The sequence below is a fragment of the Streptomyces sp. NPDC001443 genome (assembly GCF_053597355.1).
On sequence record NZ_JBSFIA010000046.1, the window covers coordinates 17079 to 30790 of the forward strand.

At 73.2% G+C, this 13712-nt stretch carries 10 protein-coding genes; 6 read left to right on the plus strand and 4 right to left on the minus strand.

Annotated elements, in window-relative coordinates:
* The first annotated feature begins 47 nt into the window (after positions 1 to 47).
* Positions 48 to 1778 (plus strand): N-acyl-D-amino-acid deacylase family protein, encoded by a 1731-nt coding sequence (locus ACWC24_RS35055; protein ID WP_450666941.1) that lies wholly within the window; start codon positions 48 to 50, stop codon positions 1776 to 1778.
* Positions 1775 to 3247, plus strand: coding sequence for an aldehyde dehydrogenase family protein (locus tag ACWC24_RS35060; protein WP_450666942.1), 1473 nt, complete (start codon positions 1775 to 1777; stop codon positions 3245 to 3247). The genes ACWC24_RS35055 and ACWC24_RS35060 overlap by 4 nt, the downstream gene beginning before the upstream one ends.
* A gap of 13 nt (positions 3248 to 3260) precedes the next feature.
* Here ACWC24_RS35060 and ACWC24_RS35065 read toward each other — a convergent pair whose 3' ends face one another.
* Positions 3261 to 3665 (minus strand): nitroreductase/quinone reductase family protein, encoded by a 405-nt coding sequence (locus ACWC24_RS35065; protein ID WP_450666943.1) that lies wholly within the window; start codon positions 3663 to 3665, stop codon positions 3261 to 3263.
* A gap of 92 nt (positions 3666 to 3757) precedes the next feature.
* Between ACWC24_RS35065 and ACWC24_RS35070 the strand changes: the two genes are divergently transcribed.
* Positions 3758 to 4603: an endonuclease/exonuclease/phosphatase family protein gene (locus tag ACWC24_RS35070; RefSeq protein ID WP_450666944.1), complete on the plus strand. Its 846-nt coding sequence runs from the start codon at positions 3758 to 3760 to the stop codon at positions 4601 to 4603.
* On the opposite strand, the gene ACWC24_RS35075 is transcribed toward ACWC24_RS35070, so the two are convergent.
* Entirely contained in the window at positions 4600 to 6102 is a 1503-nt protein-coding gene (locus tag ACWC24_RS35075; protein ID WP_450666945.1) for a CehA/McbA family metallohydrolase, read from the minus strand. The genes ACWC24_RS35070 and ACWC24_RS35075 overlap by 4 nt on opposite strands.
* A 327-nt stretch (positions 6103 to 6429) precedes the next feature.
* Between ACWC24_RS35075 and ACWC24_RS35080 the strand changes: the two genes are divergently transcribed.
* From ACWC24_RS35080 to ACWC24_RS35090, 3 genes are all read left to right on the plus strand, one after another.
* Positions 6430 to 9024, plus strand: a complete 2595-nt coding sequence (locus ACWC24_RS35080) for a bifunctional FO biosynthesis protein CofGH (RefSeq protein WP_450666946.1) — start codon at positions 6430 to 6432, stop codon at positions 9022 to 9024.
* A gap of 133 nt (positions 9025 to 9157) precedes the next feature.
* Positions 9158 to 9745 (plus strand): hypothetical protein, encoded by a 588-nt coding sequence (locus ACWC24_RS35085; RefSeq protein ID WP_450666947.1) that lies wholly within the window; start codon positions 9158 to 9160, stop codon positions 9743 to 9745.
* 170 nt (positions 9746 to 9915) lie between these two features.
* The gene (locus ACWC24_RS35090) at positions 9916 to 11034 is read left to right on the plus strand and encodes an ADP-ribosylglycohydrolase family protein (protein WP_450666948.1); all 1119 of its coding nucleotides are present in this window, start codon (positions 9916 to 9918) and stop codon (positions 11032 to 11034) included.
* A gap of 58 nt (positions 11035 to 11092) precedes the next feature.
* Here the strand turns inward: ACWC24_RS35090 and ACWC24_RS35095 are convergent, their stop codons facing one another.
* The gene (locus ACWC24_RS35095; protein WP_450666949.1) at positions 11093 to 12673 is read right to left on the minus strand and encodes a sodium:solute symporter family protein; all 1581 of its coding nucleotides are present in this window, start codon (positions 12671 to 12673) and stop codon (positions 11093 to 11095) included.
* Between the two features lie 217 nt (positions 12674 to 12890).
* On the minus strand, positions 12891 to 13682 hold the full coding sequence (locus tag ACWC24_RS35100; protein WP_450666950.1) for an SDR family oxidoreductase: 792 nt from the start codon (positions 13680 to 13682) through the stop codon (positions 12891 to 12893).
* Positions 13683 to 13712: the final 30 nt, after the last annotated feature.

The window sequence follows — 13712 nt, forward strand, 5'->3', positions numbered from 1 at the left end:
CGCGCCCCTTCAGGCAGGGCGGGTGCCCGCATCGGAAAGGGAGCCCCATGCTTGATCATGTAATCAAGGGCGCGACCGTCGTGGACGGGACCGGCGCGCCCGCCTTCGCCGCCGACGTCGGTATTCGCGACGGTCGTATCGCTGCCATCGGCGCTGTCACCGAGGAATCCCGGACCGGCGAGGACGCCACCGGGCTCGTCCTCGCTCCCGGGTTCGTCGATCCGCACACCCACTACGACGCCCAGCTGTTCTGGGACCCGTACGCGACCCCGTCCCTCAACCACGGGGTGACCACGGTCGCGGCCGGGAACTGCGGGTTCACGCTCGCGCCGCTGAACCCGGGCCGCCCCGAGGACGCCGACTACACCCGCCGCATGATGTCCAAGGTCGAGGGCATGTCCCTGGTCGCCCTGGAGGAGGGGGCGCCCTGGAACTGGCACACCTTCGGCGAGTACCTGGACGCCCTGGAGGGCCGGATCGCCGTCAACGCGGGCTTCATGGTCGGCCACTGCGCGCTGCGGCGGTACGTCATGGGGGCGGACGCGGTGGGCGGGCAGCCGTCGGCCGAGCAGCTCGACGCGATGCTGCGGATCTTCCACGAGGCGATGGACGCCGGTGCCTGGGGCTTCTCGACCACCCAGTCCACCACGCACTCGGACGGCGACGGGAAGCCGGTCGCGTCGCGGCACGCGCTGCCCGCCGAGCTGCTCGCCCTGAGCAAGGCCGTCGGCGAGCACGGGGGCACCCAGATCGAGGCGATCGTCGCGGGCTGTCTGGACCGGTTCAGCGATGCCGAGATCGATCTGCTCGTGGAGCTGAGCGCGGCCGCCGGGCGCCCCCTGAACTGGAACGTCCTCACCGTCGACGCGGCGGTCCCGGAGCGGGTGCCGCGGCAGCTCACGGCGAGCGAGCGGGCCCGCAAGGCGGGCGGCCGGGTGGTCGCCCTGACCATGCCGATCCTCACGCCGATGAACATGTCGCTGGGCACGTTCTGCGCGCTGAACCTGATCCCCGGCTGGGGCCCGGTGCTGGGCCTGCCCGTGCCCGAGCGGATCACGCGGCTCGGGGACCCCGGCGTGCGGGCCGAGCTGGTGCGGCGCGCGAACTCCCCGGAGGCCGGGGTCTTCCGGCGGCTGGTGAACTTCGGCCGGTACGTCATCGGCGACACCTACAGCCCGGCCAACGAGGGCCTGACCGGCCGGGTGGTGCGGGACATCGCCGCCGAACGCGGCCAGGACCCCTTCACCTGCCTGGTGGAGATCTGCGCCGCCGACGAGCTCCGTACCGTCCTGTGGCCCATGCCCACCGACAACGACCCCGCCTCCTGGGCCCTGCGGGTCGAGACCTGGCAGCACGAGGACGTCCTGCTCGGCGGCTCCGACGCGGGCGCGCACCTGGACCGCATGTGCGGAGCCCCGTACACCACCCGCTTCCTCGGGGACTGCCTGCGCGGCCGGAAGCTGGCGGGCCTGGAGCAGGCGGTGAAGATGCTGACCGACGACCCGGCGCGGCTGTTCGGACTGCGCGAGCGGGGCCGGGTGCGGGAGGGCTGGCATGCGGACCTGGTGCTCTTCGACCCGGAGCGGATCGACGCGGGCAAGGCCACCTTGGTGCACGACCTGCCGGGAGACAGCCCGCGGCTGGACTCCCGGGCGATCGGGGTGCGGGCGGTCTGGGTCAACGGGACCGCGGTGATCCGGGACGACGTGGTGACCGGCTCCGTGCCGGGCCGCGTCCTGCGCTCGGGACGGGACACCCGGACGGTGGGCACGAGGTGAGCGACGGCGGGAAGCAGGAGGGCGACGGCGGCAAGCTGTTCGTCGGCGGCGCCTGGGTGGAGCCGGACGGCGGGTGCTACGAGGTGACCGACCCGGCGACCGAGGGCACGGTCGGCTCGGCGCCGGAGGCCTCGCCGGAGCAGGTGCGCGCGGCCTGCGCGGCGGCCCGTGAGGCGTTCGGGCCCTGGTCGCGCACCGCGCCCGAGGAGCGGGCGGCGATCCTGGCCCGTGCGGCGGACATCGTCCGCGCCCGGCTGGTGCCGTACGCGGAGCTGGCGCGGGCGGAGACCGGCGCCACCACGGCCACCGCGCGGGCGATGCAGGTGGGCGTGGCCGCGGCCCGCTTCCGCCGCTACGCGCGCGTGGAGCCGGCCGAGTGGCCGGTGCAACCGCAGATCAACGAGGCCGGGCCGATGGGCAAGGCGGCGGTCATGGGCGCGCTCGCCGCCCGTCGGCCGGTCGGGGTGGTCGCCTGCGTCACCTCGTACAACAACCCCTGGGCGAACCCGGCCGGGAAGATCGCCCCCGCCCTGGCCATGGGCAACACGGTGGTGGTCAAACCGGCCCCGCAGGACCCGTTGTCCGTCTACCGGATGGCGCGGGCGCTGGAGGAGGCGGGGGTGCCGCGCGGGGTCGTGAACGTCGTCTCCGGCCGCTCGGTCGCGGTCGGCGAGGCGGCCGTGGAGTCACCGGACGTCGACATGGTCAGCTTCACCGGTTCCACGGCGGTCGGGCAGCGCATCGCCGAGGTGTGCGGGCGGCACATGAAGCGCCAGCTGATGGAGCTGGGCGGCAAGGGCGCGGCGCTGGTCCTCGACGACGCGGACCTCGACTCGGCGGTGGCCGGCATCGGCACCACCTTCTCCTTCTACAGCGGGCAGATCTGCACGGCCCCGACCCGGGTGCTGGCCCAGCGCGGGGTGTACGGGCGTCTGGTGGACCGACTGGCCGCCTACGCGCGCCGGTTGAAGGTCGGCGACCCGCGGGAGCCGGACACGGTCGTCGGGCCGGTGATCTCGGCGGCGCACCGCGACCGGGTCGAGTCGTACGTCGAACTGGGCCGCAAGGAGGGCGCGGTGGTCGTGGCGGGCGGCGAACGCCCGCCCCTGGAGCGGGGGTTCTACGTCGCCCCGACGCTCCTCGCCGACTGCACCAACGACCTGCGGGTGGCCCGCGAGGAGATCTTCGGCCCGGTGGTCGTCGTCATCCCCTTCGACGAGGAGGACGAGGGGGTGGCCCTCGCCAACGACTGCGACTACGGGCTGATCGACTACGTCTGGTCCGCGGACGTGGCCCGCGCCTTCCGGGTGGCACGACAACTGCGCACCGGCGGGGTCGGCGTCAACACCGTCGGCCGCAACATGGAGGCCCCCTTCGGCGGGTTCCGCAGGAGCGGCGTCGGCCGCGACGTCGGCTCCTACGCCCTGCACGCCTACAGCGAGGTCCAGTCGATCGTCTGGCCGGGGTGACCGGGACCCTCCGTCATGACCGGCCCCCGCCCAGATCCACCCGCACCGTCAGCAGCCGCGTCCCCAGCAGGCGTACCGCCGTGCTGTTGCCGCGGGGCAGGGTGCGCAGCCGGGCCACCGGGTCGTCGTCGGGCAGGAGATGCGCCGTGCCCTCGTGCCAGCGGCCCCGGATGCGCACCCGCACCCGTGGGTCCGCCTGGATGTTGCGGACGTACTGCGAGCGGTCCCCGAACTCCGAGACCAGCCAGAAGGAGTCGCCGACCCGGCGGCCGCCGAGCGGGGTGCGCCGGGGCAGGCCGGAGACGCGGCCGGTGGTCTCCAGGAGCGTCTGGAACGGCAGCCGGCGCACGAGCGGGTTGGCGACGTGCCGCTGGAAGGCCGTCGTCGCGCGGAATCTGAGGTCGGTGTGACGGGACATTGCCTGTGAGGCTCCTGTCAGGTCTGGTGTGTGGCACAAGGGAGTTGCTTCAATGGTCCCCGATGTCGCGCGACGAGAGCTGGTGACTGCGGATGCGGGTCGTGACCTGGAACCTCTGGTGGCGGTTCGGCCCCTGGCAGGAGCGGCAGAAGGCGATCCTGGCCGTGCTCAGAGAGCTGCGGCCCGATGTCGTCGGACTCCAGGAGGTGTGGGAGTGCGGCGGTGAGAACCTCGCGCAGTGGCTGGCGGCCGACCTCGGGATGCACTGGGCCTGGGCCCCGTCCGACGCCTCGGACCGCTGGCAGCGGCGGATAGGCGACCCGACGGTCGAGATCGGCAACGCCGTGCTCAGCCGCTGGCCGATCGTGGCCCAGGAGGTGCTGCGGCTGCCGGCCCCCGACGACCTGTACGACGGACGGCTCGCCCTGCACACCCGGATCGCCACCCCCGCCCACGAGGTGCCCTTCTTCACCGTCCATCTCACCTCGGCCATCGACGCCTCGGCCGTACGGGTCGAGCAGGTCACCGCGCTCGCGGAGTTCGTCGCCGCGCACCGGGACGGCACCGACTTCCCGCCGGTCGTGACGGGTGACTTCAACGCCTGGCCGGACTCCGACGAGATCCGGCGGTTCGGGGGCTGCAAGACGGCTCCGGCCGCCCCCGGACAGGTCTTCCTCGACGCCTGGGAGTACGCCGACCCGGCGGCCCCCTGGGCCACCTGGGACCCGGCCAACGGCTTCGTCGGCCCCCAGAGCCCGCCCGTGCGCATCGACTACGTCCACGTCGGCCCGCCCGGCCCCGACGGCCTCGGCCATGTGAAGGCCGTACGGCGGGCCGGGGACGGGCCGGTCGACGGGATGTGGCCCTCGGACCACGCGGCGGTCGTCGCGGACCTGGCCCTGGGACCTGTCCAGGAGCAGGTGGCCCAGGCGGGCTAGCGGCCCAGGAAGATCGGGTTGGTGAACGCCGCCAGCGCCCCGGGCAGCGGCCCCGCCGCCTCGTGCCGCAGTTCCGCCCGTACGTAGGTCGCGTACTGCGGTGTCGTGGCCCACTCGACCGTGCCCGTGCCGGACACCGGCAGCGGGTCGGCGGTGAACAGGACCCCCTGGTCGGTGACGAGGCGGACCGTGCAGCGCGGGGCGCCGGTCACCTCCAGCCGGACCGAGACCGGGGCGTCCCGGGACACCGCCAGGCGGCCGCCGATGCCCGCGTGCTCGCCCCGGGGCCCGGTCGCCGTGAAGGACAGCGAGAGCCGGTTCGACTCGGCCACGTAGGAGCGGCCCGCCCGGATGCCCTCCTGGACCGCCTCCCGGGTCAGGTCGTCGGCCAGCACCACCGTCTGCGGGGAGCCCACCACGTCCGGGTCCCGGTGGGCGTCGCTGTTGCCCATCGCCGGGATCCAGCCCCGGCCGCCCTCCCGCACCGACGCGACGAGCATGTTGTCCCAGTCGGCCAGCGTCACCTCGTCGTCCGGGGTGTACGGACCGTTCCACACCTCCACCGCGTCCGCGTCCCCGAAGCCGAACTTCCAGCCGCAGCCGACACAGGTGGCGTGCGGGTGGGCGGGGACGACCAGGCCCCCCGCACCGCGGATCCGGCGGGCGAACCGGCCGAAGCGGTTGTCGCGGGCCCGGTAGCGCCAGTCGACGAAGGTCCCGGGTTCCGTGCCGAGCGCCAGGACGTGGCCGTTGCGCGTGGTGACCTCCTCGCCCAGCATGACCAGCAGGTCGTCGCCGGCCGCGTCCGCCCAGTGCGCGTGCGCCGAGTGGGTGTTGTGGTCGGAGGAGTTGATGAAGTCCAGGCCCGCCGCGCGCGCCAGCGCCGCGATCTCCGCCGGGGTGCGGCGGCCGTCGGAGTGCCAGGAGTGCAGATGGCAGTCGCCCCGGTACCAGGCCCGCCCCCGCCCCTTGGCCCGGGCGGGCGGGTGGACCGGCTCCGGCGTGACGCCCGGCTCCCCGTACGTCAGCGTGACGGTGATCTCGTAGTTCAGTCCCTGCGGCGCCACCGTGTAGGGGCCGAGGGCGATGTGCCAGGTGCCCTCGCGCACCGGACCCGGGAGGTAGCCGGGCGTCGCGTCGTCCGCCCGGACGAAGAACTCCGAGCGCGCCCCGCCCGACCAGCCGCGAAAGCCCCGGCCGCCGAGCTCGGTGCCGTGCTCGTCGAAGACGCCGATGTCCAGGGCGTTGCCCGCGGTGCCGGCCGGGACGGACGGCTTGTCGTAGCTGTACGCGACCTTGAGCTCCCGCACTCCGGCGGGCACTTCGAGCGGGACGTACACGAAGTCCGGCGAGCCGGTGGGCAGCGTGCCGCGCACCGTCCTCGTCTCCTGGTCCCGGCCGTCCGCCGCGGCGAAGCTCACGCTTCCCAACGTAAGGGCGGCGGCCGCTCCCGTCACGAACAGGGCGCGTCTTGCGATTCCGGCGTGTTCCTCGCACATGCTGCGGCTCCCCAGGTGTCGTCGATGACATGGCACGGGTGGTGCGGAGGTGGTGCGGGGTGGTGTCCGCCAGCTTTCTGCCCGGACGTGAACTCCCGTGCAAGGGAAGGGGAGCGCGGGCTTTCGGAGAGGGACAGGCCGTGCGGAGCGCCCGGTCCGACGCCCACGCGGGACGGCCGGGAGCGAACGCGGGACGGCCGGCCGGAAGCGCACCCGGGACGCCTGGCCGGAAGGGCCGTCCGAGGTGACGTCGTGTCACCGCCCGTGGTGCGGAGCGTTTCGGACATGACTCGTCAGACCTGATCAGCGCGATCGTATGCTCGAAGGATGACGACTCCCGCGACCTCCGGAACCGGCCCCGCCGGCCCCACCGAGAACTCCATGCGTCGCGCCCTCAGACGTGCCCGGGACGGCGTCGCCCTCGACGCCGGCGAGGCGGCGGTGCTGCTCCAGGCCCGCGGCGAGGCCCTCGACGACCTCGCCGCGTCCGCCGCCCGGGTGCGGGACGCGGGCCTCGAGGCGGCCGGCCGCCCCGGCGTCATCACCTACTCCAAGAGCGTCTTCATCCCGCTCACCCGGCTGTGCCGGGACAAGTGCCACTACTGCACCTTCGTCACCGTCCCGGGCAAGCTGCGCCGCGCCGGGCACGGGATGTTCATGTCGCCCGACGAGGTCCTCGACATCGCCCGCAAGGGCGCCGCGCTCGGCTGCAAGGAAGCCCTCATCACCCTCGGCGACAAGCCCGAGGACCGCTGGCCCGAGGCCCGCGAATGGCTCGACGCGCACGGCTACGACGACACCATCGCCTACGTCCGGGCGATCTCCGTCCGCATCCTGGAGGAGACGGGCCTGCTCCCGCACCTCAACCCGGGCGTCGTGACGTGGACGGACTTCCAGCGCCTGAAGCCGGTCGCGCCCAGCATGGGCATGATGCTGGAGACCACCGCCACCCGGCTGTGGTCCGAGCCCGGCGGCCCGCACCACGGCTCCCCGGACAAGGAGCCGGCCGTCCGGCTGAGGGTCCTCCAGGACGCGGGGCGCTCCTCGGTCCCGTTCACGTCCGGCATCCTGATCGGGATCGGCGAGACCTACGAGGAGCGCGCGGACTCCCTGTTCGCGCTGCGCCGCACCGCCCGCGCCTACCACGGCATCCAGGAACTGATCATCCAGAACTTCCGCGCCAAGCCGGACACGGCGATGCGCGGCATGCCGGACGCCGAACTGGACGAGCTCGTCGCCACCGTGGCCGTGGCCCGGCTCATCATGGGCCCCTCCGCCTGTCTCCAGGCCCCGCCCAACCTCGTGGACTCGGAGTACGAGCGGCTCATCGGCGCCGGCATCGACGACTGGGGCGGGGTCTCCCCGCTCACCATCGACCACGTCAACCCCGAGCGCCCCTGGCCGCAGATCGAGGAACTCGCGGCGCGTTCCGCGGCGGCGGGCTTCGAACTGCGCGAACGCCTCTGCGTCTACCCGGAGTTCGTCCGCCGCGGCGAACCCTGGCTGGACCCGCGGCTGCTGCCGCACGTACGGGCGCTCGCGGACCCGGAGACCGGCCTGGCCCTGCCGGACGCGGTGGTCGAGGGCAGGCCGTGGCAGGAGCCGGAGGAGGCGTTCACCGCCACCGGCCGCACCGACCTGCACCGCACCATCGACACCGACGGCCGTACGTCCGACCGGCGCGACGACTTCGACGAGGTGTACGGCGACTGGGGCGCCCTGCGCGAGGCGGCCGCGCCCGGCATGGCGCCGGAGCGCATCGACACGGACGTCCGCGCGGCCCTGGCGACGGCGGCCGACGACCCGACGAAGCTGACCGACGACGAGGCGCTGGCCCTGCTGCACGCGGACGGCCCGGCGCTGGACGCGCTGTGCGCGGTCGCGGACGACGTCCGCAGATCCGCGGTCGGCGACGAGGTCACGTACATCGTCACCCGCAACATCAACTTCACCAACGTCTGCTACACCGGCTGCCGCTTCTGCGCCTTCGCTCAGCGCCGCACCGACGCGGACGCCTACACGCTCTCCCTGGACCAGGTCGCCGACCGCGCCCAGCAGGCGTGGGAGGTGGGCGCGGTGGAGGTCTGCATGCAGGGCGGCATCCACCCGGACCTGCCCGGCACGGCGTACTTCGACATCGCGCGGGCGGTCAAGGAACGCGTCCCCGGCATGCACGTGCACGCCTTCTCGCCCATGGAGGTCGTCAACGGCGCGACCCGGACCGGCCTGTCGATCCGCGAGTGGCTGACGGCGGCGAAGGAGGCCGGGCTGGACTCGATCCCGGGGACGGCGGCGGAGATCCTCGACGACGAGGTCCGCTGGGTGCTGACCAAGGGCAAGCTGCCGGCCGCGACCTGGATCGAGGTGGTGACCACGGCGCACGAGCTGGGCATCCGCTCGTCCTCGACGATGATGTACGGACATGTGGACCAGCCCCGCCACTGGCTGGGCCATCTGCGCACGCTGGCGGGGATCCAGCAGCGGACGGGCGGTTTCACGGAGTTCGTGACGCTGCCGTTCATCCACACCAACGCGCCGGTCTACCTGGCGGGCATCGCGCGTCCCGGCCCCTCGACCCGGGACAACCGCGCGGTGACGGCGATGGCGCGGCTGCTGCTGCACCCGTACATCCCGAACATCCAGACCAGCTGGGTGAAGCTGGGCACGGAGGGTGCGGCGGAGATGCTCCGCTCCGGGGCGAACGACCTGGGCGGCACGCTGATGGAGGAGACGATCTCGCGGATGGCGGGCTCGTCGTACGGCTCCTACAAGTCGGTCAAGGACCTGGTCGCGGTGGCGGAGGCGGCCGGCCGGCCGGCGAGGCCGCGCACCACGCTGTACGGCGAGGTGCCGCAGGAGCGGCAGCGGGCGGCGCGGGCGTCGGACGGACATCTGCCGGAGCTGCTGCCGGTACTGGACTGAGACCGCGCGGGGCGGGCGCCGGACGGGCCGAGGGTGCCCGGCCGGGCGCCCGGACCGCGGGGCCGGGCCGCCGAGGGCTCGCAGTACGATGATCCGGCCCCATGTTCGATGGGGCCTGGAGCGGAGGAGACGCGTGCCCGTGCCTGCCAGACGGCTTCCCTCGTCGGTCTGGGTCACCGGCCTGACGGTCGGGGCCATCGCCGTGGTCACCACCCTGGCCGTGCAGGCGGACCAGGGCGCGCGCCCCGTGGCCTCGGCCACCGGCCGGCCCGCCCCCACGGCGTCGGCCTCGGCGTCCGCCTCGGCGAGCCCCCGCCCCGCGCCCACCGCGAAGAAGCCCGCGGCGGTGCCCGACGGCTCGGGCGCCGGCCGCCGGATCGTCTACTCCCTCGGGCAGCACCGCGTCTGGCTGGTCGACGCGAGCGACGCCACGAGCCGCACCTTCACGGTCTGGCCCGGCACGGTGAGTCCGGCCGCGGGCAAGTACACGGTCTCGCTCCGCAAGGACGCCACCACCGGCTCCGACGGCGTCGCGATCGAGCACATCATGTACTTCGCCACCGCCTCCGGCGTCAACATCGCCTTCTCCAACGCGGTGAACGGCGCCTCGCCCCCGCCCGCCTCGGGCAGCCCCACCGGCGGCATCCGGATGCCCAAGGCGGACGGTACGGCGCTGTGGGCCTTCGGTTCGACGGGCACGAAGGTCACCGTCGTCGACTGACCGCCCGCTCCCCGTGCACCGAGTCCCGGGTCGCCATTTCTGGCCGAAAACTGACCACAAGCGACCACTCGGGTTACTCGACGCATACCGATCCACTGCCTGAAGTGCTCGTTCCGGGTCCATTACAGTGCTGCCCTGTCGTACGACGGACGGTGCCACGGGAGGTCTTGGTGGGTGCGACGACCGGCGCTGTCTGGGGCCGTGCCGAGCAGCAGGACTTCCGCGGGCGGGTGCGCGGCACGCTGCTCGGCGTGGCGCTCGGGGACGCGCTGGGCGCGCCCGTCGACGGGCTCGGCATCGACGCGATCCGCGAGGCCCACGGGGCGGACGGCGTCGTCGAGCCGGTGCCCGCGTACGGGCGGCGCGGGGCCGTCACCCATCTCACCCAGCTCACGCTGTTCACGGTGGACGGACTGATACGGGCGCAGGTGCGGCGCGACACGGGCGTCTGGCATCCGCCGACCGACCTGCACCGGGCGTATCTGCGCTGGGCCGCCACCCAGCGCGACTGGGGGCCCGACGAGCGCCGCAAGGACGACGGGTGGCTCGCCCGCGAGGAGTGGCTGTACGCGCGCCGGGACCCCACCCGGGCCCTGCTGCTCGGCCTCGCCGACGACACCATGGGCACGCTGGAGGCGCCGAAGAACCCAGGCGAGGCCGGTCCGCAGGCTGCGGCCCGGTCGGCGCCCTTCGGGCTGCTGGTGGGCTGGGAGCCGCTGCTGGTCGTGCAGCTCGCCGTGGAGTGCGCGGCGCAGACCCACGGACATCCGAACGCCTGTCTCGCGGCCGGCGCGTACGCGGTGATCGTGCACGGGCTCGCCCGGGGCGAGAGCCTCGAAGGAGCCGTGCAGTACGCGCTCGCGCTGCTCGCCTCCCGCCCGGGACACCAGGCGGTCTCCGACGCACTCCAGTACGCGCTGGCCGCGGCCCGGCCGGGATCGCCGACGCCGGAGCGGGTGGCGGAGATGTCCGCGTCCGGCACGGCGGAGGGCCTGCTGGCCGCCGCCGTCTACTGTGCGCTGGCGGGCGAGGACGTGCGGCACGGACTGCGGCTCGCCGTGAACCACGGAGGTCCTTCCGCCCCCACGGGCGCCATGGCCGGCGGGCTCCTCGGCGCGCTGTACGGCGAGACGGCCCTGCCCCCGGCCTGGCTGGCCGAGCTGGAGGGCCGTCCCACGATCCTGGAACTCGCCGACGACTTCGCGATGGAGATGACCCAGGGGGCCGCGCTGCACAGTCCTGCGGGGGCGTCCCCGGGATGGCTGGCGCGCTACCCGCGAGGGACCTGAGCCCCGCCGCCCGGCGTGGTCGGCCCGGCGGCCGACCGCCCCCCTCGGGCCGCCGGGCTCACCGGCCGACGTCGTCCTTCACCGCCGCGTCGGTACCCCCGGCCATCGGAGCGGGTACGGCCGCCGTGGCCGCCGCCCCGTCCCCGTCGGAGTTGATCCGCTCGATGACGGCCAGCCGCTCCGGGGTGTCCTCGGGCCTGAGGAAGCCGATCAGGACGTAGAGGACCAGGGAGACCGCCAGCGGGATCGACACCTGGTACTGCAACGGCACCCCGCCGTCGACGTTCCAGTTGATCGGGTAGTTGACCAGCCAGAAGGCCAGCAGGCCCATCGCCCAGCTCGTGAGCGCGGCCGTCGGGCCGGACCGGCGGAAGGGCCGCAGCAGGCCGAGCATCATCGGGATCGCGATCGGCCCCATCAGTCCGGCCACCCACTTGATGACGACCGTGATGATGTCCTTGAACGTCGGCGAGTTGACCTGGGTCGCCACCGACATCGACAGGGCGAGGAAGACGACCGTGGTGATCCGGGCCGCGACCAGCCCGGACCGCGCGTTCCAGGACCGGGCCCGCTCGGACAGGACCGGGGCCACGTCCCGGGTGAACACCGCCGCGATCGCGTTGGCGTCGGAGGAGCACATGGCCATGGTGTGCGAGAAGAAGCCGACGACGACCAGGCCCAGCAGACCGTGCGGCAGGAGCTGTTCGGTCATCAGGCCGTAGGAGTCGGAGCCGTCCGGCTTCTGGGCGTGCACCAGCAGCGGTGACATCCACATGGGGAAGAACAGGACCACCGGCCACACCAGCCACAGCGCGGCGGACAGCCGGGCCGAGCGCTCGGCCTCGCGCGGCCCGGCCGTGGCCATGTAGCGCTGGGCCTGGTTGAGCATCCCGCCGTTGTACTCGAAGAGCTTGATGAAAAGGAAGGCGAGCAGGAACACCGTGCCGTACGGGCCGGCCAGCCCGTCGCCGTGGCCGTGCAGCGCGGGCTCGTCCCACGCGTCGAAGAACCCGATCCCCTTGTCGTCGAGCTTCAGCACCACCGCGACGAACATCGAGACGCCCGCCAGCAACTGGATGACGAACTGGCCGAGTTCGGTCAGCGCGTCGGCCCACAGCCCGCCGATGGTGCAGTACACGGCGGTGATGCCGCCGGTGATCAGGATGCCCTGGTTCAGGGAGACCCCGGTGAACACGGACAGCAGGGTCGCGATCGCGGCCCACTTCGCGCCGACGTCCACGATCTTCAGCAGCATGCCGGACCAGGCCAGCGCCTGCTGGGTGGGGAGGTTGTAGCGGTTCTTCAGGTACTCCAGCGGCGAGGCCACGTGCAGCCGGGAGCGCAGCCGGTTGATCCGCGGCGCGAACAGCTTCGACCCGATGGCGATGCCGAGCGCGATGGGGAAGGACCAGGTCACGAACGACGTCACGCCGTAGGTGTAGGCGATGCCCGCGTACCCGGTGAACATCACCGCGCTGTAGCCCGACATGTGGTGCGAGATGCCGGACAGCCACCACGGCATCTTCCCGCCGGCGGTGAAGAAGTCGCTGACGTCGTCCACGCGCTTGTGCGACCAGACGCCGATCGCGACCATCACGCCGAAGTACCCGATGAGCACGGCCCAGTCGAGACTGTTCATGAGCCCCCTTCCAGGGTCCGCCTTGTGAACTCCGCTCAGCTGGTGGGCACTTCGCCTGAGCGGGGAGTGGGCTCCTCAGGCCGCGAAGTGCCCGCTCATCGTGGGTGGTTGTGCGTGGGCACGACAAGCGAGCGGGAGGTCAAGAGCAAGCAAAATAGTTCTGCTAGCTGACCTTGGTTCACCTATATGAACAGTCTGTGGGAGGTGCGGACAGGGCTCAGCGCATCAGCTCCCCGGCGTTGACCAGCAGCGACTGTCCCGTGATCGCCCGCGCCCGGTCGGACGCCAGGAACACCGCCGCGTCCGCCACGTCCCCGTCCGTCGCCAGCTCCGGCAGTGCCATGCGCTCGGTCAGCCGGGACAGCACCTCCCCCTCCGGCACCCCCTCGGTGTGCGCGGTGAACTGCACGTACGCCTGCACCGGCGGCCCCCACATCCAGCCCGGCAGTACGGTGTTGACCCGGATCCGGTACGGCCCCAGCTCCCGCGCCAGCGAGTACATCGCGCTCGTCAGCGCCCCCTTCGACGCCGCGTACGCCGCCTGCCGCACCTGCGAGGGGGCGGCCACCGCCGACTGGGTCCCGATGAACACCACCGACCCGCCGCCGGGGGCCGCCTTCAGCCCCGGCAGGCACGCCCGCGTCATCCGCAGCGAGCCCAGCAGGTTCACGTCGAGCACCGACCGCCAGGTCGTGAAGTCCGCGTCCTCCAGGCCGCCGAAGTAGGAGTCCCAGGCCGCCACGTGCACCACCGCGTCGATCCCGCCGAACCGCTCCGCGGCCAGCCCCGCCAGCGCCGCGCACTGCCCCTCGTCGGTGATGTCGGTCGCCCGGTACGCGGTGCGCGCGCCGTCCGGGTCGATCTCCGCGGCGCTCTTGGCGAGGTTCGCCTCCGTCCGCGCCCCCAGCACGGCGTTCCCGCCGTCCCGCACCACCGCCGCCGCCACCTGATGACCGAGCCCGGCCCCGACCCCCGAGACGACGACGGTCTTGCCGTCCAGCAGTGACATCGCGTACCTCCCGGGTATGGCGCATTGTCT

Bases quoted from the DNA above. Each gene is read 5' to 3' on its own strand.
- ACWC24_RS35055 (WP_450666941.1), top strand. From the start codon at position 48: ATGCTTGATCATGTAATCAAGGGCGCGACCGTCGTGGACGGGACCGGC.
- ACWC24_RS35065 (WP_450666943.1), bottom strand. From the start codon at position 3,665: ATGTCCCGTCACACCGACCTCAGATTCCGCGCGACGACGGCCTTCCAG.
- ACWC24_RS35070 (WP_450666944.1), top strand. From the start codon at position 3,758: ATGCGGGTCGTGACCTGGAACCTCTGGTGGCGGTTCGGCCCCTGGCAG.
- ACWC24_RS35075 (WP_450666945.1), bottom strand. From the start codon at position 6,102: ATGTGCGAGGAACACGCCGGAATCGCAAGACGCGCCCTGTTCGTGACG.
- ACWC24_RS35080 (WP_450666946.1), top strand. From the start codon at position 6,430: ATGACGACTCCCGCGACCTCCGGAACCGGCCCCGCCGGCCCCACCGAG.
- ACWC24_RS35095 (WP_450666949.1), bottom strand. From the start codon at position 12,673: ATGAACAGTCTCGACTGGGCCGTGCTCATCGGGTACTTCGGCGTGATG.
- ACWC24_RS35100 (WP_450666950.1), bottom strand. From the start codon at position 13,682: ATGTCACTGCTGGACGGCAAGACCGTCGTCGTCTCGGGGGTCGGGGCC.